The 18,180-nt window shown below is 33.9% G+C and carries 14 protein-coding genes; 5 read left to right on the forward strand and 9 right to left on the reverse strand.

The window, feature by feature from the left end; all coding sequences use genetic code 11:
• Window positions 1-5: 5 nt before the first annotated feature.
• The 5 genes from tnpC (OPR42_RS01765) to mgtE all read right to left on the reverse strand — a co-directional run bounded on the left by tnpC (OPR42_RS01765) (window position 6) and on the right by mgtE (window position 7,296).
• A complete protein-coding gene (gene tnpC / locus OPR42_RS01765; RefSeq protein WP_265042338.1) occupies window positions 6-1,358 on the reverse strand; it encodes an IS66 family transposase in 1,353 nt (450 codons plus the stop codon).
• Window positions 1,359-1,424: 66 nt separating this feature from the next.
• A complete protein-coding gene (locus tag OPR42_RS01770; protein WP_265041634.1) occupies window positions 1,425-1,946 on the reverse strand; it encodes an ankyrin repeat domain-containing protein in 522 nt (173 codons plus the stop codon).
• Window positions 1,947-2,243: 297 nt separating this feature from the next.
• Window positions 2,244-4,247, reverse strand: coding sequence for an ankyrin repeat domain-containing protein (locus OPR42_RS01775; RefSeq protein ID WP_265041635.1), 2,004 nt, complete (start codon window positions 4,245-4,247; stop codon window positions 2,244-2,246).
• 11 nt (window positions 4,248-4,258) lie between these two features.
• On the reverse strand, window positions 4,259-5,437 hold the full coding sequence (locus tag OPR42_RS01780) for a hypothetical protein (protein ID WP_265041637.1): 1,179 nt from the start codon (window positions 5,435-5,437) through the stop codon (window positions 4,259-4,261).
• A 488-nt stretch (window positions 5,438-5,925) separates the two neighbouring features.
• Window positions 5,926-7,296: a magnesium transporter gene (mgtE, locus tag OPR42_RS01785; protein WP_064085731.1), complete on the reverse strand. Its 1,371-nt coding sequence runs from the start codon at window positions 7,294-7,296 to the stop codon at window positions 5,926-5,928.
• A 155-nt stretch (window positions 7,297-7,451) separates the two neighbouring features.
• Between mgtE and prfB the strand changes: the two genes are divergently transcribed.
• Window positions 7,452-8,553 (forward strand): peptide chain release factor 2 gene (gene prfB, locus OPR42_RS01790; protein ID WP_264729892.1). Its coding sequence is split into 2 segments (ribosomal slippage): window positions 7,452-7,517 and window positions 7,519-8,553, totalling 1,101 coding nucleotides; the frame shifts between segments, so codons are not numbered across the junction.
• 174 nt (window positions 8,554-8,727) lie between these two features.
• On the opposite strand, the gene OPR42_RS01795 is transcribed toward prfB, so the two are convergent.
• A complete protein-coding gene (locus OPR42_RS01795; RefSeq protein ID WP_265041638.1) occupies window positions 8,728-10,014 on the reverse strand; it encodes a Na+/H+ antiporter NhaC family protein in 1,287 nt (428 codons plus the stop codon).
• A gap of 173 nt (window positions 10,015-10,187) precedes the next feature.
• Here OPR42_RS01795 and OPR42_RS01800 point away from each other — a divergent pair, with 173 nt between their 5' ends.
• On the forward strand, window positions 10,188-10,637 hold the full coding sequence (locus OPR42_RS01800) for a hypothetical protein (RefSeq protein ID WP_265041639.1): 450 nt from the start codon (window positions 10,188-10,190) through the stop codon (window positions 10,635-10,637).
• On the forward strand, window positions 10,600-11,883 hold the full coding sequence (locus OPR42_RS01805) for an ankyrin repeat domain-containing protein (RefSeq protein WP_265041640.1): 1,284 nt from the start codon (window positions 10,600-10,602) through the stop codon (window positions 11,881-11,883). The genes OPR42_RS01800 and OPR42_RS01805 overlap by 38 nt, the downstream gene beginning before the upstream one ends.
• On the opposite strand, the gene tnpC (OPR42_RS01810) is transcribed toward OPR42_RS01805, so the two are convergent.
• Window positions 11,880-13,232 carry an IS66 family transposase gene (tnpC, locus tag OPR42_RS01810; RefSeq protein WP_264330462.1) on the reverse strand — a complete coding sequence of 451 codons (1,353 nt, stop codon included), beginning with the start codon at window positions 13,230-13,232 and terminating at the stop codon, window positions 11,880-11,882. The two genes, OPR42_RS01805 and tnpC (OPR42_RS01810), sit on opposite strands and share 4 nt — an antisense overlap.
• Window positions 13,233-13,302: 70 nt before the next feature.
• On the opposite strand from tnpC (OPR42_RS01810), the gene OPR42_RS01815 reads away from it, so the two are divergent.
• Both OPR42_RS01815 and OPR42_RS01820 read left to right on the forward strand, forming a co-directional pair.
• Window positions 13,303-14,025 (forward strand): ankyrin repeat domain-containing protein, encoded by a 723-nt coding sequence (locus OPR42_RS01815; protein ID WP_265041642.1) that lies wholly within the window; start codon window positions 13,303-13,305, stop codon window positions 14,023-14,025.
• A 108-nt stretch (window positions 14,026-14,133) separates the two neighbouring features.
• The gene (locus OPR42_RS01820; RefSeq protein ID WP_265042353.1) at window positions 14,134-15,057 is read left to right on the forward strand and encodes an RluA family pseudouridine synthase; all 924 of its coding nucleotides are present in this window, start codon (window positions 14,134-14,136) and stop codon (window positions 15,055-15,057) included.
• A gap of 7 nt (window positions 15,058-15,064) precedes the next feature.
• Here OPR42_RS01820 and OPR42_RS01825 read toward each other — a convergent pair whose 3' ends face one another.
• Both OPR42_RS01825 and aspS read right to left on the reverse strand, forming a co-directional pair.
• Complete coding sequence (locus OPR42_RS01825; RefSeq protein ID WP_265041643.1) at window positions 15,065-16,327, reverse strand: MFS transporter; 1,263 nt, start codon at window positions 16,325-16,327, stop codon at window positions 15,065-15,067.
• Window positions 16,328-16,362: 35 nt separating this feature from the next.
• The gene (gene aspS / locus OPR42_RS01830) at window positions 16,363-18,165 is read right to left on the reverse strand and encodes an aspartate--tRNA ligase (RefSeq protein WP_265041644.1); all 1,803 of its coding nucleotides are present in this window, start codon (window positions 18,163-18,165) and stop codon (window positions 16,363-16,365) included.
• Window positions 18,166-18,180 lie beyond the last annotated feature (15 nt).

Below are 18,180 nucleotides of genomic sequence, written 5' to 3' on the forward strand. Positions count from 1 at the left end.
GTGGTTTAAGAAACAACAGCTAGCAGGTTTTGAAAAGGGTTTAATTCCTTTTGTTTCCAAGTCAGATACAACGAAATTATCCGCTCAAGAAATCTATTCCCTCGCTCTGACTGTGCAAAATATGAATTCTTACGATAGACAACATAATGCCGTATCTGTCGCTCAACATGGTTATTCGTTAATGGAATATTCTCTGGGTCATCCAAAAATGTCCACATCATTGACTCGGATTTTATAATACCCTTTACCGTTCGTGAAGCTCCTTTTGCTTCAAGTATATAAGATATTTTTATCATGCAGTACTGTATGTATCTTCGTAATTCTTTAGCTTGCTTAGTGAACTTTGAAATACTAATTTCATTTTCTGACAAAGCGTTTTTTAATACAAACAATCCATTAGCTGCGTCTTTTAAACAATGGCTAAGTCTCATTACTTCACTATTCCAACTATGAGATAACCTCTCGAAATTTCTCAATAAGTGAGCCCAACAAATTTGTCGTTTTTCATCACTGAAGTGGTTGTAAACTGCATATCTGTCAGTAATTACCAGGTTTTTGTAATCACAAAATGCACTATTCTTTAAAAATTTCATTCCTCTTGTATCTGCTAACTTCATAAGACTTGCTTTATTGTTGGCAAACATCCAGCACCATCCCAATTTGCCTTTGTTGTAGTGACTGGTTTCATCAATATGCAAAATTTCGCTTGCTTTTATTTCTTCCTCTATTTGTTCATAGGCTTCTTTACATTTTGACGAAACCCTTGCTTCACTATTGGACACACTACCAACACTTATACTCATGTTAAAGATGTCTTTCATAATATTCGCTATTTCTCGCTTTGAATTCTTATAAAACCCACTTAGTGATGCAACTACTGACTTAACTCTAGGACCAAAGGTATCCGGTGTAACTCCTTCTGGTAATTTGCTACTCCTTCTTTTTCCGCATTTACGACAGCGACCATGTTCTAATTGATACTCAACTACGTAAGGCTTAATTTCTGGTAAATCAACTTTTTGATAGACATATGGTTTTTCCGATATTGCGATTTCTTCACCACACTCGCATCTATTTGGTAACTCTACCTTCACCACCTCATCTGCTTCCATTTTAGCTCGGCAATTCCCCTTATGTCCAACTTGACCACCTATCTTCCTGCCGCCCTCTGACTTATCTTCTGGTGTGTCTTTTTTTATTTTGTACAGCTCTTTTGAACTTGGTAAAGATGAATTCCTTGAGTTTAAGCCGAGTCTCTCTCTTAGTTCAGCATTCTCTATTTCTAAGATTTTATTTTTTTCTTCAAGCTTTGCTACTTTCTGCTCTAAGTTTTTACATAACTCTACAATACTGATCAACAATTGAAGCATCTAGCCTTACTTTACTATCAACATTTTGTGTTATTACTACTTTAATATATTATGTCAATTGTTTTTTATCCTTGCCACACCTCTGAACGGATACTCTATTAGAACTTTTACTGCCTTTGTAGAGGAATGTTCAGCAGCAGCATGCAAAGGAGTTCGTTCATTCTTATCTTTTGCATTAATATCTGCTCCAGCTTCTATTAGAACTTTTTTTGTCTCACTTTCATCTCGAAATGCATCCATATGCAAAGGAGTTCGTTCATCCTCATCTTTTGCATTAATATATGCTCCAGCTTCTATTAGAACTTTTACTGCCTTTGTAGAGGAATATTCAGCAGCAGTATGCAAAGGAGTTCGTTTACTCTGATCTGTTACATTAATATATGCTCCAGCTTCTATTAGAACTTTTGTTCTCTCACTTTCATCTCGAAATGCAGCTATATGCAAAGGAGTTCGTTCATACTTATCTTTTGCATTAATATCTGCTCCAGCTTTTATCAATCTCACAATTTCCTTCATATTTAGTGTTCTAACAGCATCCAAAAGTTCTGTTGATTTCGTTTCTTCTAGTTGTGGCATAAATTACCTCTAAAATGATTAATATTTAGTATAAATATATTAATAATAAATGTCAATAAGTTTGCTTGACTTTTCTTTACTATTCCTAAATAAATTATTACTAATTTAGTATATCTTTTTGTTAAGAATTTAAACGATATATCTACTTTCAGCAGCCAAAATCAAGGGCTGTGAGAAGTGTTTTCTTTGGAATCGTATGGTCTACCACTTGTTCTACGCGAATTTATATCAATTTATTACTTTATTTCTCTGTTTTTTTGAAATTCCCCTCATAAAATTAAATAGCTTACTGTAAAATTATAGTCTTAAGTCCTTGTTTGCAGGTTGTACAGAGACGCTGTTAAATGAAGATATAGGTGACCTATGAGTTAAGTTAACCGTGCTTTTATCTTCAAATTGCAATGCTTCACTTATATTTTCTAATTTTCTTTTTTTAGGTAGTGTATGTTCATCAAATGTCTCTAGGTTTCTTTTATGTGATTGTGTTTTTAAGTCTGGAGCTAAGTGCATATCTTCAAGATAATAAATAATTTCTTCTGAGTTAGAATATACAATAACATAGTCCAAAAGACTCATATTTTTTTCATCTTGTCTATCTATACTAGCTCCTTTCTCTATAAGGTATTCAACAATATCTAACTGACCATGCATAACAGCAAAGTGCAAAGGACTCTCACCTTCTTTGCTACGTAGATTTATATTAGCTCTTTTCTCTACAAGATATTTCACAATATCCAATCTACCATATATAACAGCAAAGTGCAAAGGACGCATGTTATTTTTATCCTTTATATTTATACTAGCTCCTTCCTCTACAAGGTATTTAATAATATCTAAGTGACCATATATAGCAGCAAAGTGCAAAGGACACATACTATCTTTGTTTAATGATTTTATTATAGCCCCTTGCGCTACAAGGTATTTAGCAATATCTAAGTGACCATATACGGCAGCAAAGTGCAAAGGATTCATACCTTTTGTGTTATTTAGATTTACATCACTCCCTTTCCTTACAAGATGCTGAACAGTACCTAAGTGACCATGTATGATAGCATAATCTAAAGAAGTAAAATTCTTTTCATCAATAGCATTAATAACTTTACTTAATTTATCAGGATATATTTTCTCTAATATCAGCTTAATAACCTTTTCATTACCATCTTTGGCTAGCAAATGTAAGATAGTACCTCCATCATAAATAGAATCAATAAATTCATTAACTAATCTACTATATTTACTTGCATGACTCCAAACAGACTTAACGTGATTTGGATTCGTAAGGCAAAATGATGTCATAATTTCTCTTAAAGTTTCTTCTTCTATTCCTGTTCGTTCTTTCTCTACTCTTACTGTTTTTTGTATCCCTTTATGAACTCTTGCTATTGACTCCTCTAGCTCAATCACTGAAAACTTATTGAGTAGATTAAGAGCATCCAAAACTTGTTGCTTACCTTTTTCTGATTTCTTCTGGAGGAAAATTTCTTCTATATCAATTTGATTGGGATCCAAGTAAGCCATATATGATACAATATCATGCGATTGCTGCCCAACATTTTTTTCTCTTCTTATTTTATTAAGGTTAAGCTTCAAAGTTGTAAATAATTCTTTGGTGATACCTAATGCTTCCAAAAGATCAGGATTTGATTTTTGTATTGCTTCATTATAGCGTTTTAGATATTCGCTAATACTAATCTTTTCTTGTTTTATATATGCTGCTCCTTGCACCAAAGCTAATGGTAGATAATTCAACGCTTCTGCTAACTCTACTAGATAGCGATTCTCTAATTTATCTTTTATCCCTAAGGCCCTTTCAATAAATGTTATAGCTTCTCCTAGAGAAAATCCATCATTCAACTGTGTCTTTTCTATTTCTTTTTCCCAATTCTTGCTACGAGAAGTAATTAAAACGTAAGGCTTTTCTCCATGAAAAAACAAATTAGGAAAATAGGATGGTAAAAATTTTTCGATCTCCTTATACTTACTGGTGTTATCAAAGATGAAAAGACTTTTTACGTCTCGAAAATACTGGTATACATCCTGGACAATAGATTCTATTTCTCTATCTCGAACAACATTAAAATCCATATCATTATCATTTTCTGTACGAAATGATTGTGAAAGAGTACTATATGTTGTAGCATCTATCCATGCAATTTTCTTCCAGTCATTCTTCTTACTATATACGCAGTTCTTAGCCAATTCACTTTTTCCTGTTCCATGTTTCCCATTAATTAAGACCACTCGTGACATTTCCACTTCTTGATTTTTACTGTCTAACTTCTTTTTTAATTCATCTAACATCACTTCTCTTTTTATAAAGAATTTTGGTAAATAGCCCAAATTAAAGGAAAATGTATTTTTACCTTCTTTTTCATGAAGTATTCGTAAATTTCTGATTTCTTCACGCAGTTCTTGTATATCCTTTTTTTTGCTGAATCGTTTTCATTGATCTCTTTTAATATACTACTAGCCAATCCTTTCTTTTTTTCCTCATCTAAAATACGCACATACTCTCTTTTTTTAGATGTTTCACTAAGTACATATTTTTGTTCTAACTCTTCCCAATTTTCTAATTCCCACGTAAAGGGAAGCCGATAGCCGTATTTTTCAGCAAAGTCATGCTCCTTCAATTGATAATACTTAATAATCTCACCCTCTGCTTTCTCTATTCCCACCTTTTCATATAACTCTGAAGTCATCAACATTTCACCACTTTGTTTATCTTTTACTTGATGTCCAGTACGTGTAGTAAACGGGTACTTTCTTTTTGATTTACCTAAAATAACACCTTTAGTTATGTGAAGATTGGGAAATTCTCCTTTCTCGTTGCAAGATGTAGTGTAATTTATTACTCTGGATACAGTATCCATTGCTAACTTCTCAATCTCCCTATTACAAGACAACTGATTAGTATCCACAATTTTAGTGAATTGCTTCTCAAAACTTTGAAAAATTTCCAAGCCAGCTTCTATTAAAATCTTTCTTAAGTTACCTTCTGAAGGCGCAACTATTGTAGAAAATATTTTTGCTTTTTTCCTATGTTGGTTTGTAGAAACAAAACTCACACACTCCATAACTTGAGAAGTACCTACTTTCTCCACACTTGGTGGAATATAATTACCCACAGTTGATACAACCTTAGCTACTACTTTACCTGTTTTACGTACTTTTGAACCTGGTTTTGCCTCTTTAGAAAATTGAGATAATTTTTCCTCTAATTCTTCAACAAAAGTCTTAACAAAAAAAGTTGCTTTTTTCACTATTTCATCACTTGTAATGCTTATACAGCTAAACATTTCTTCATCATCAGTCGATGTACTACTGCTGCCTATAGATGAAGATCTTGTTACTCTAGGGCTCTCCTGACTTCGTCCACACTGAAGTTCTTCACTAGATAATATATTTTCATAATCAACTATTGCTGATCCAGCATCTACATAATCCATTTGATTATCTGCTACTTGTTCTCCTATATTTTCTTTACCTAACATAAAGCCGCCTATATTTTAATTTCATATTTTGATTGTTTTGTCGTAAACCTCTTTTCTGAAGATTGATTTCAACATTTGATTCTTATGCAGCTGTACCAAACCAATTTGCTGTAGAAACCTTACGGTAATCCTAAGTAACTTTAATTGCTGAGTAACAGTGTGCTTTTCTTTTGACTTCTGACTAAAATAGATATATTCTTAAAAAATCGAGAATTGCTTTCTGAGTGATATACATAATAGAATGCATCTAACTCACACCCCATGTTTTCATTACGTTAGACTGCATTGTAGCTAAAAAGATCTAGCAAAGCAAGAATTTTTTTGCATACTTTAGCATCTTATTTTAGTTTTTATTTTAAAACTAAAGCAGCTCAGTTTCATGTACTTTTATTTCTTTATCGACTGTTATTTTTCTTCTTCAATGCATCTATGAGTAATGATAACGTGGACGGTAAAGCTTGTAAAGCAATTTTTTTATATAGCAAGATTCAGCTATTTAATAAAAAGATCGTGGCTAGACCAAAAAATATAAGAGCTGAGAGAATATCAGTTGTTGCTGATGTTAAAATTGAAGACGAAACAGCAGGATCGGATCTTAAACGATGAAGCATTATAGGAATGAAAGTTCCGATGAACGTTGCAATAATTGACATCATAATCATGGAGACCACAAAAATCATCTCCACTTTGACATTGTGAAACCTTATTGCTAACACTACTAATGAAATAGTAGATAAGATCACCCCGTTTATAAGACCTATTAAAAATTCTTTCATCAGTATTCTTTTTGCATTTTGCTCAGTTAGATATTTTGTTGCGATTGCCCGGATAGTTAGTGTTACTGTTTGGGATCCTGCATTTCCGCTCATCGATGCAATGATTGGCATAATTATTGGCAGTACTATAAAACTTTGTATTACGTTATCGAAAAAGCCAACTACTATAGAACATATTGTTGCAGCTAAGAGGTTAAACAGTAACCAAGGTAGTCTTTTAATTATAGTTTTATGTATAGGGGCATTTATATCAGATTTAGAAGATACACCGCTTATTTTAAGCACATCCTCTTCTGCTTCTTGTTGAACAATTTTGATTACATCTTCAATAAGGATTACACCTATAATTTTACCATTCTTATTTACTACTGGAGCTGATAATAGAGCGTAATCTTTAAATATTCTTGCTACTTCTTCTTGGTCCATTCCAGTTTTAATTATTTTTATATCTTGACTCATTATCTCTTTTATTATTGTTTCTCCTGAGTGAGATATTACCTTATTTAAGTTGAAAATGCCTATGGGTTCTAATTTTGAGTTAATGATGAAAATTTGATAAAATGTTTCTGGTATTTTTTTATAGTTGCGCAAGAATTCCATTAGCTGATTTATCGTCCAATAATATGGAGCTATAACCATATTTTTATGTATCAACCTTCCTGCACTTTCTTCTGGGTATGATAACAATTCCTCTACTAATTTTTGAGTTGCATTGGGTAAGTAGTTAAGTATATTTTCTATAGACTTTCTATCTAAATCTTTCACTATAGCTACTATGTCTTCTATATCAAGAAGCATTAGTAACTTTGCTGTATTTTCTATTCCCAATATTTCTATGATCTCTACTTGTAAATCTGGTACTACATGTACTAAGGCATCACTTAACAAATGTTGATCGAGGATATTAACTAATTTCTCCCTGTGATCACTGATCGAAGTAGATAAAAAATAAGCTAACTGAACGCTATCTATCGTTTTTACAATATTACGAACATTCTCTAATTCTTGATTATCGAGAGACTCTATTAAATCATCAATAGCCTTTTTGTCTAAACCATAATGAGAACTTGTTTTAATATTCATTACTTTACCTTATTTTTTTAATAAATATACACACTTGATTTTATTGAACATTCAAGTATAATAAAATTATTTTGAATTAACTATTATATGGTTAAATTTCTATTTTGTTTGCTGTTATTGTTAGTGATAATAAATATATTAAAGTCTAAAGTATAATGAAAACCCATCCAGAAATCCTTGAATACTTTCAAGGCTTAAATAAAAGTATTTCTCTTATCAGGAGGTGTCTTTGACATAGAAAAATTGAAGTTGCGTCTTGAAGAGCTGGATTCTCAAGCGTTGAATGATAATCTGTGGCAAGACAATCAAAAAGCACAAGAGATTTTAAAAGAACGCTCTAAAATTAAGCATGAAATAGAATCGTTTTCAAAGCTAGAAAGCGATTACAACGATTCTATCAGCTTGATGAAATCTGCTATTGATGAGAATGATGAAGAATTTTTTTCTGAAGTTAAAGGTGAGTTAGTAAAGCTAGAGAAATTAATCAAACTTAAAGAGACAGAATCCTTATTTACTGGTGAAGCAGATAACAATAACTGCTTTTTAGAAATCCACTCAGGAGCTGGTGGAACAGAGAGCAATGATTGGACTGAGATGCTCATGCGCATGTATACAAGATGGGCAGAAATTTATCACAATTTTAAAGTTGAAGTTGTAGAAAAATTAGATGGTGATGCAGTTGGTATAAAATCTACAACAATAAAGATCATCGGAGAAAAAGCTTACGGGTGGGCAAAAAGCGAAAGTGGAGTTCATAGATTGGTTAGAATATCACCATTTGATGCAAATGGTAAACGTCATACCAGTTTTGCAAGTGTAGGAGTAACTCCAGTGATTGAAGATTCAATAGATATTGTTGTGGATGAAAAGGATTTAAAGATCGACACTTACCGTGCTTCTGGAGCAGGTGGTCAGCATGTAAATAAGACTGAAAGCGCGGTACGTATTACGCATATTCCAACAGGCGTTGTAGCTCAATGCCAAAATGGTCGTTCTCAACATAAAAATAAAGATGAAGCACTTAAACTACTTAAAGGACGTTTATATCAAATTGAATTGGAAAAAAAAGAACAGAAAATGGCCGAAGAATATGGCAAGAAATGCGATATAGGTTGGGGCAGTCAGATCAGATCGTATGTTATGCATCCATATCAAATGGTAAAGGATTTAAGGACTGGACATGAAGTTGGCAATATAAATTCCGTTTTTGATGGCAATATAGATTGTTTCATAGTTAGTGTATTGGAGTTAAAATGAGATTTATTAAAAAGCTAAGTTTTATGCTCTGCTAATAAGGGGAAAAGAAAACCAAAATCTATTGAGAAAAATGGAACAATTTTGTGAATATATCTATTATCCAAGTAGCTGATGAAAATGGCAACTCGTTTCTTATGGGCACAAAAATGTAATATGAAGAGAAATCTTCGTACATTAAGTTGTAGCCGCGCAACGTCTTCCATTGATGATTATTTCACCTACTGTAACTGCTGCTAAAATAAAGCAGTAATAAACTTGTGTTAACAAAGAAATAGGTGAGACAGAAGCAATGCTACCTGCTAGCAGCAGCTGGGAACCATAAGGCAAAATGCCTTTTGTAACGCAAGCAAAAATATCTAACAAGTATGCACTACGGTATGACGGAATATTATGCTTTTGCGCGAGCCTTTTTGCAATATCGCCACTTAATAAAATAGCAATGGTATTATTAGCAACTAAAACAGTAAACATAGATGCTATGCCCGCTATTACAAATTCAGCTTTAGTTTTTGTGATATTGCTTTCATCTATAAGTTTGTGTAATGCCTTTTGACCCTGCTTGTACATTATATGACTCAATCCGCCAATAAATAGAGCAAATATCACTATCTCGTTTACTTTTTTGAAACCGTCATATATGTCATGAGAGAGTTGAATGATAGTATAGTCAAAAAAAGTCATCCCTAATACACTAGCAACAATTATATTTATAGTTATTGTTACTAAAGTAGTAACTTCAAATAACCCCATGATTATTAAAGAAATATAAGGAATAATCTTTATTACTGATAAATAATCTAAATTTGATGTAGGAATAATTTTTGTACTATCTGCCATAATTGCCAGATAGACAAGCGTTATAATGCTGGCAACAAATGCTACTTTAGAATTCACTTTAAGTTTATCCTTTATCGTGGCCCCCTGTGAAGAAACAGATGCAATAGTAGTGTCAGATATCATTGAAAGATTATCACCAAATACGGCACCTCCAACTACAGTTGCAGTTCCTATTTCAAGACCAAAAGCCCCACTTTTTGATAAGTTAACAGCTATTGGTACCATTAATACAACAACTCCCATAGACGTACCAATTGCAGTTGATATAAAAGCGGAAGCCAAAAATACTCCAGGCAGTAGTAATCTTGCTGGAAGGAAATTGAGAATTAAATCAGCAACAGTATCTGCACTACCAATTGATTGAGTCACCACAGAAAATGCTCCAGAAAATAGAAAAGTTAAACACATAGTAAGGGTGTTTTTATCGCCCATACCCTCGATGACAGTATCGATGTTACGTTGAATTTTACCTGCACTGCATGCAACAGCAAAAAATAGCGCCGGTAGTAGGCAAATTACCGGTGAAACTTGGCGAAGCGGATTATCAATTCCAATAAAGGAAAAATAGACACCACTTCCAAGGTATAAGATTAAAAAAATAACCAAAGGAAAAAAAGCTGTCATTTTACTGCCTTAAAACCTATGATTATAATCAATTAAGTGGTTTCAGGCAAGCTTGGTTTTCTGTAAGTTAATAACAGTCCTTTTAGACTCTCAAGTTACGCTATGGAAAATGCGTTGACTATTCTACCATAATATATAGCATCAAAAAATACTCTATAGTATGAGGTAAAGCTATGGTAATGACATATGAACAGTGTAACATAATATTAGGTGTAATTGATCAAGAGGTAAATTTAAGTAAAGACAATGTAATTGAAAGAATAAAAGAGCTATTAAAGGAAGTAAAGATACTAGGGCAAGCAGAAACATCAAGAATGTTAGAAGAGATATCGCATGGATTAGAAGTATCAGGCGAGAGTACAAGAGACACAAGAGCCATTAAAAAAGAGACTAAAGGTGGTAAATGTACCGCAGACAAAAGAAGAAGTAAAAAAGATACTAAAGGAGTTAAGGGTATCAAATGCGCAACAGATGGTAAAAAGAATGCTAAAAAGGTTAGGTGTACAAGAGACATCAGAAGAATCAAAAGCAGTGGCGCTAGAGGATGTGCTAAATGCACGAGAGATCTCAGAAAAGGTACCAGTGATGCTAGATACACAAAAGATACTAGAAACACTAAATAGACTAAAGAAAGAAAGTGGAAATGTGTATAGAGAGTGGAAGGAAAATGAGTTTGATGTAAATCATTGGTTTGAAATAGATCGTTTGCATGAACGCTTTTCATACACGTTATTATATTTAGCTATTGATTTTAAGCTGAACAATTTAACCAATGCTATGCTTAAAGTAAAAGGAGTCAATATTAATTCAACAAGTCCGTTGTTCAAATGGACTGCTTTACATTGGGCTGTTGAAGATAGGAACATAGAAGTAGCACGCAAGCTAATAGAAGAAGGGGCAGATGTTAATCTGTTGGATTCATCTCAACGGACTACTTTATATCAGCCAGCTGTAAATGGCGATATAGAAATAATAAAAATCTTAGTAACGAAGAAGGTAAATCATAATGTGGAAGATCTGATGAACTTGACTGCTTTATATGAAGCTGCCAGGAATGGCCATAAAGAAGTAGTAAGGTTATTAATGAATAATGGAGCAGATGTTAAAAAGAATGGGGCGCTTAAACTTACTCCTTTACATATTGCTGTTGCAAATGTTGATAGAGCAATGGTGGATTGTATAATAAAAAACGACAAGAATATCGACAAAAATATTGAGATAGTAGATGTATTTGGATGGACTCCTCTATATTGGGCTGTTACAAAGAACGATATTTCAATATTAGAAGACCTATTAAAGTGCATATCAGAACATGGAGCAGATGTTAATCTAGAGGATAATTTAATTGGACGATCTCCCTTACATATTGCTGCTACGAATGGTAATGTGGGAGCAGTAGAGCTCTTAATAAAATATGGAGCAAATGTTAACCATAAGGATGCATGGGGATGGACTCCTTTTAATTGTGCTGCTACAAAAGGCAATAGAAAAGTAATGTATTATCTAATAGCCCATGGAGCAAGTATTGAGACGAATGATTCACAGAAAATATTACTTTCTATTTGTCCATATAATTATCTAGAAGCAGTAACTACTATGATACAACTTGGAATATGGAAGGATGTGATGAAATTGATGGGAGCTGAGTTTTTACGTTGTGCTGCCAGACATGGTGATACACTAATGGTACATGCTCTATTAGAAGCTGGAGTAAATGCTAATGCAGATGATGATTTAGGATCAACTGCTTTACATAAAGCTGCCAAGTATAACCATCCGGAAGTAGTAAGGATCTTAATTTTATATGGAGTAGATGTTAATGCACAGGATAGCTCTGGGCAATCGTATCCGTTCAGAGGTGTGGTTTAAGAAACAACAGCTAGCAGGTTTTGAAAAGGGTTTAATTCCTTTTGTTTCCAAGTCAGATACAACGAAATTATCCGCTCAAGAAATCTATTCCCTCGCTCTGACTGTGCAAAATATGAATTCTTACGATAGACAACATAATGCCGTATCTGTCGCTCAACATGGTTATTCGTTAATGGAATATTCTCTGGGTCATCCAAAAATGTCCACATCATTGACTCGGATTTTATAATACCCTTTACCGTTCGTGAAGCTCCTTTTGCTTCAAGTATATAAGATATTTTTATCATGCAGTACTGTATGTATCTTCGTAATTCTTTAGCTTGCTTAGTGAACTTTGAAATACTAATTTCATTTTCTGACAAAGCGTTTTTTAATACAAACAATCCATTAGCTGCGTCTTTTAAACAATGGCCAAGTCTCATTACTTCACTATTCCAACTATGAGATAACCTCTCGAAATTTCTCAATAAGTGAGCCCAACAAATTTGTCGTTTTTCATCACTGAAGTGGTTGTAAACTGCATATCTGTCAGTAATTACCAGGTTTTTGTAATCACAAAATGCACTATTCTTTAAAAATTTCATTCCTCTTGTATCTGCTAACTTCATAAGACTTGCTTTATTGTTGGCAAACATCCAGCACCATCCCAATTTGCCTTTGTTGTAGTGACTGGTTTCATCAATATGCAAAATTTCGCTTGCTTTTATTTCTTCCTCTATTTGTTCATAGGCTTCTTTACATTTTGACGAAACCCTTGCTTCACTATTGGACACACTACCAACACTTATACTCATGTTAAAGATGTCTTTCATAATATTCGCTATTTCTCGCTTTGAATTCTTATAAAACCCACTTAGTGATGCAACTACTGACTTAACTCTAGGACCAAAGGTATCCGGTGTAACTCCTTCTGGTAATTTGCTACTCCTTCTTTTTCCGCATTTACGACAGCGACCATGTTCTAATTGATACTCAACTACGTAAGGCTTAATTTCTGGTAAATCAACTTTTTGATAGACATATGGTTTTTCCGATATTGCGATTTCTTCACCACACTCGCATCTATTTGGTAACTCTACCTTCACCACCTCATCTGCTTCCATTTTAGCTCGGCAATTCCCCTTATGTCCAACTTGACCACCTATCTTCCTGCCGCCCTCTGACTTATCTTCTGGTGTGTCTTTTTTTATTTTGTACAGCTCTTTTGAACTTGGTAAAGATGAATTCCTTGAGTTTAAGCCGAGTCTCTCTCTTAGTTCAGCATTCTCTATTTCTAAGATTTTATTTTTTTCTTCAAGCTTTGCTACTTTCTGCTCTAAGTTTTTACATAACTCTACAATACTGATCAACAATTGAAGCATCTAGCCTTACTTTACTATCAACATTTTGTGTTATTACTACTTTAATATATTATGTCAATTGTTTTTTATCCTTGCCACACCTCTGAACGGATACGGGCAATCTCCTTTAGCTTATGCTGTCGAACGTAGACACTGGATAGTAGTAATGACCTTACTATGTTATCGCGCAAATACTTCATTGCCTGATCACTGTGGTGAAACTGTAAGAGATTTAGCTGAACGTCAAGGTATAAGTAATCTTCTAGTGGAAGCAGAACAAAGAGCAATAGCTATACTTACACAGCTTGACTTAGAATCAAGTATACTCAGAAACAAAAAATTAATGACAGTGCAACACACAGAATCACATATGTTGAGAGAAATAGAATCACATAATCTATCTATCAGCTTTGAACGTATGATAAGAGATCAAGCTAATCAAATTGAACAATTACAGTATAACGCTAAACTTAATGGAAAAGGAGTAGCACTTATAACTGACCGCATTAAATGTGTGCAGTTAGGGACTAACACTAAAGCGTGTCCAGATGAAATGGATGGAGTAAAAGAACAAATATTACATAGTCCTTACAGGTGGTCATATCGCACTAAAAATGTTAATGTAGGAAGAGTAACATCTTTAGCTAACGGCATTGAGTGTATGAAGTCAGGGCCTAACACTGAAGAGTGTCCAGGCCCTAGTACTAAAGAGCCTAATACTCACCTCTCTATGATCGAGAAACTATCATTGTTACCACTTTACTCAGCTGTAGGAAAATATGAAGCTGTTATAAAGAGTTAAATAATCCTCTAAATTCCAGCACGCAGCACTCGATGCAAGTAGCTGAAACTGAGGAGTACATTAGGTATGTTAGATTTTAGTTTACACAATAAAATTTTTATAAGTAAGATGTCAGAAGGTATCAAAACCATATTAGTAGAAGACAATAACGTTAGGCTCGATAGGTACATTAGAAGAATTTTTCCCAATTTGAAACAATCTGCAATTGAGAAGTCTTTAAGGAAAGGATTAATCAAGGTTGATAATTGCACGGCAAAATCCAGCGATAGAGTGAATTCTGGGCAAACTATAACGATAAGATACTTAGATTATATTGAAAACACTAATTCTGATCGTAAATATAATGAAAAATTAGTAAATTTACTGAGAGACAACATACTATATGAAGACGAGTATATATTAGCTATAAACAAGTCAGCAGGAATAATCGTTCAAGGCGGTATAAAGGTAAAAATTAGCATTAGTGACTTGCTTGACCAAATAAGAGAAGGGGAAGTATTTAAAATTGTCCATAGACTTGATAGAGATACAAGCGGAGTAATAATATTCGCGCGCAATGCCAGTGTTGCAAGATACCTTATGGAAGAATTTAAAGGACGGAGGATAAAAAAAACTTACCTAGCATTAACTTCTGGTATACCGAGCAAAGATAATGGAATAATAGACTACCCGTTGGTGAAAAAATATATTTCAGGGCAAGAAAAAGTAGTTATTGATGAAGACTCACCTCAAAATGCCACTACGCATTTTTCAATTATATCAAGATTAAAACATAATGTTGCTTATTTAAAATTACAACCAATTACCGGCAGGACACATCAGTTGCGTGCACATTTAGCTCATATAAATTGCCCTATTCTTGGTGACGGTAAATATGGTGGTAAAAAAGCTTTTATCGATGGGGCAGTAAATCAGATCCACCTTCATTCGCATTCTTTATCTTTAAAATTGCCAAATAATAAAGTAATCACTATTACTGCTCCTATCCCTAGGCACATCGAAAAATCTATTGAAGTGCTATCTTTCAACTGAAACGATTTCACCAATCAACTTTTCTATCTTTGGCTTTAATTTGAAGTACAGATATTAGGCTAATTAATGCACAGATAGTAAGATAAATGCCTGCTGCAAGTTTTGTTTCAGTTTTTTCTATAAGCCACATGCATATCGATGGAGAAAGGCCGCCAAAAATACCTGCAGATATGTTATGTGCGAGGCTAAAGCCAGTGCATCTAACTTTTGTTGGAAATAACTCGCAGGCGAGAGAATTATATATTCCAAAAGATGCGCCTATCGGCACACTTATTAATAGAAAAGTGAGCGTTACAATATAGTGGTTATCATTTGATAATAGCGAAAGTACCGGCAAACTGACACAAGCTAAAGCTAATAACGTAGGAATGATCACGTTTTTTCTTCCAACTTTATCAGACAGTATTGCAAACAGCACTGCAGACGTCCCAAATGTAATTTCAACCATAATCCTTACTACATTTTTAATATCAATATCTGAAAGAATAAGCTCTTTTACAGATATGTTGTAAAACATGATTACTGAATAAACAATTGCGTTTTGAGCAATGCCAAGTCCAATTGCTATCACAAATGCTCTTTTATAATTCTTGATTAATTCTAAAAAGGGAGAATTAGATAAGCTTTTATTTTGGTCATGAGTTTTATATGCTAGACTCTCTTCCATTATGTACCTTATTAAAAAGCCTATTACACCCATAACAGAGCAGAAATAGAAGAGCAACCTCCAGCCCCAAATTTCATAATTTTCACCTGTAAACTTTTTGCAAACAGCTATCATTACAAAGCATGTAATAGAACCAAGAGCACCACTAAAAGCTTTCATGCTACCTAAAAAGCCTAGATTTTTTTTATCGCTTGAATGCTCTATTAAAAAAGCTGAATTGATACTTGTTTCTCCACCTGCTGCCATTCCTTGTGTTATTCTACAAAGCAGAAGCAGCATAGGAGAAAATATTCCTATTTCTTTAAAGCTTGGTATAACCGCAATTGCGGTGGATGATATCGAAGCTAATATTACGGAAGTCAGCAAAATTTTCCTTCTGCCGTATTTATCTCCAATGTAACCAAAAATAAATGCACCAAGTGGTCTAAATCCAAATCCAATTGCAAAACTGCCAAGAAATTTGATTGTGCTTAAATAATCACTTTCTGAAGGAAAAAAAACGTTGCTTATTATATGCTTTAAAACTCCAAACAGAGTTACTTCATACCATATAATCATATTGCAGATTATGCTTGATAGTATTGCTTTTTGAATATTGTTCATAACTTCCAGTTTACCACACTCCGCTATAAAAATTTTTATTCAACAACCTTTAAAGACAACTCACGTAAATGCTTATCCTCTACTTTAGAAGGAGCACCCATTAGAACATCTTCACCTTGCTGATTCATAGGAAAACAGATTACTTCACGAATGTTCGGCTCATCAGCAAGCAGCATAACCATTCTATCAACCCCTGGTGCTATTCCACCATGAGGTGGCACTCCAAACCTAAATGCACGCACGAGCGCACCGAATTTTGTATCAACTTCCTCTTTACTGTAGCCTGCAATGGCAAAAGCTCTGTACATAATATCTAGTTTGTTATTACGAATTGCTCCACTTGACAGCTCTATTCCATTGCAAACAAGATCATATTGGTAAGCAAGGATATCCAGTGGATTCTTTTCTTCTAAATCTTTCAAGCCACCATGTGGCATAGAAAATGGATTATGAAAGAAATCAATTTTTTTACTTTTATCGTCATACGCAAAGTAAGGAAAATCAATCACCCAACAGAATTTGAAGATATTGTCATCTATAAGACCTAGTTCTGATCCCAAAAGAATACGCACTTTCCCTGCAATTATTGCTGCTTCATTTTCCTTATCAGAAGCAAAAAATACACTATCTCCAGGTTCTATATTTGTTATTTCTTTTATGGAATTTAACCTATTGTCATCAAGGAATTTAGCAATTGGTCCTTTTGCAATTCCATCTTTATCGAACGTTATATATCCAAGACCTTTAGCACCGAATTCTTTTTGTGCATGTTCTATTTTTTTATCAAAAAAGCTACGAGGTTCTTCTGCTGTTTTAGGAGCAGGAATGGCTCTCACTACCATACCACGCTCGATATTGTTTTTGAAAATATTGAACTCTGAATCATGGAAAATTTCTGTTACATCACTAATCAATAGTGGATTGCGCAGATCTGGTTTATCAGAACCGTATTTGAGCATTGCGTCTTTGTATGTAATGTGCGGAAAATCTTCATCAACTGATTTTCGAGAAAATTTGGCAAACACTTTATATAAAGTAGACTCAATAACCTGAAATATATCCTCTTGAGTTACAAAAGACATTTCAAGGTCTAGCTGATAAAACTCCCCAGGAGAACGGTCAGCCCTTGCGTCCTCATCACGAAAACAAGGTGCAATTTGAAAATATTTATCAAACCCCGAAACCATAAGCAACTGCTTAAAAATCTGCGGAGCTTGTGGTAATGCATAGAATTTACCAGGATTTAGTCTGCTTGGCACTAAGTAGTCACGTGCACCTTCAGGAGAAGAGGCAGTAAGTATTGGAGTTTGAATTTCCAAAAATCCTTGCTCTATCATGAGCCTCCTGAGCTCTGAAATGAGCTGTGAACGCAGAATAATGTTATTACGAACCTTTTCACGTCTTAAATCAAGAAAACGGTATTTAAATCTCATGTTTTCTGGGTATTCTTGCTCACCGGCGATACTTGCTAATATACTCCTTTCTTCTTTTGCTATTTCTTCATCACAGTGGAACTCAACTTCCGATTCAACTTGTAAATTACTAACTATAACTTCAATTTCTCCTGTGGAAATAGAGCTATTTACCGTGTCTTCAGTTCTAGCTTTGACTATTCCTGTGACAGTAATCACACTTTCTGATTTTAAATTTGAAATTTCATCAAAAAAGTCTTTGTCATTATTGAATACCAGTTGAGTAATTCCATAAAAATCTCTTAAATCAACAAAGATTAGGTTACCATGGTCACGTTTACGGTACAGCCACCCAGAGAGAGTAACTTCCTTTTCTACATCATTCTTCCTTAATTCATTACACGCGTGAGTTTTATAGCAGTTCATTTAATTGAAATTTCT

Origin of the sequence: Wolbachia endosymbiont (group B) of Melanostoma mellinum (assembly GCF_947251465.1) — a bacterium.
Taxonomy (GTDB): domain Bacteria; phylum Pseudomonadota; class Alphaproteobacteria; order Rickettsiales; family Anaplasmataceae; genus Wolbachia.

Coding starts and splice junctions, on each gene's coding strand:
- OPR42_RS01775 (WP_265041635.1), bottom strand. CDS start 4,247: ATGTTAGATGAATTAAAAAAGAAGTTAGACAGTAAAAATCAAGAAGTG.
- OPR42_RS01825 (WP_265041643.1), bottom strand. CDS start 16,327: ATGAACAATATTCAAAAAGCAATACTATCAAGCATAATCTGCAATATG.
- mgtE (WP_064085731.1), bottom strand. CDS start 7,296: ATGAATATTAAAACAAGTTCTCATTATGGTTTAGACAAAAAGGCTATT.
- OPR42_RS01800 (WP_265041639.1), top strand. CDS start 10,188: ATGGTAATGACATATGAACAGTGTAACATAATATTAGGTGTAATTGAT.
- OPR42_RS01795 (WP_265041638.1), bottom strand. CDS start 10,014: ATGACAGCTTTTTTTCCTTTGGTTATTTTTTTAATCTTATACCTTGGA.
- OPR42_RS01805 (WP_265041640.1), top strand. CDS start 10,600: ATGCTAGATACACAAAAGATACTAGAAACACTAAATAGACTAAAGAAA.
- OPR42_RS01780 (WP_265041637.1), bottom strand. CDS start 5,437: ATGTTAGGTAAAGAAAATATAGGAGAACAAGTAGCAGATAATCAAATG.
- aspS (WP_265041644.1), bottom strand. CDS start 18,165: ATGAACTGCTATAAAACTCACGCGTGTAATGAATTAAGGAAGAATGAT.
- OPR42_RS01770 (WP_265041634.1), bottom strand. CDS start 1,946: ATGCCACAACTAGAAGAAACGAAATCAACAGAACTTTTGGATGCTGTT.
- OPR42_RS01820 (WP_265042353.1), top strand. CDS start 14,134: ATGTCAGAAGGTATCAAAACCATATTAGTAGAAGACAATAACGTTAGG.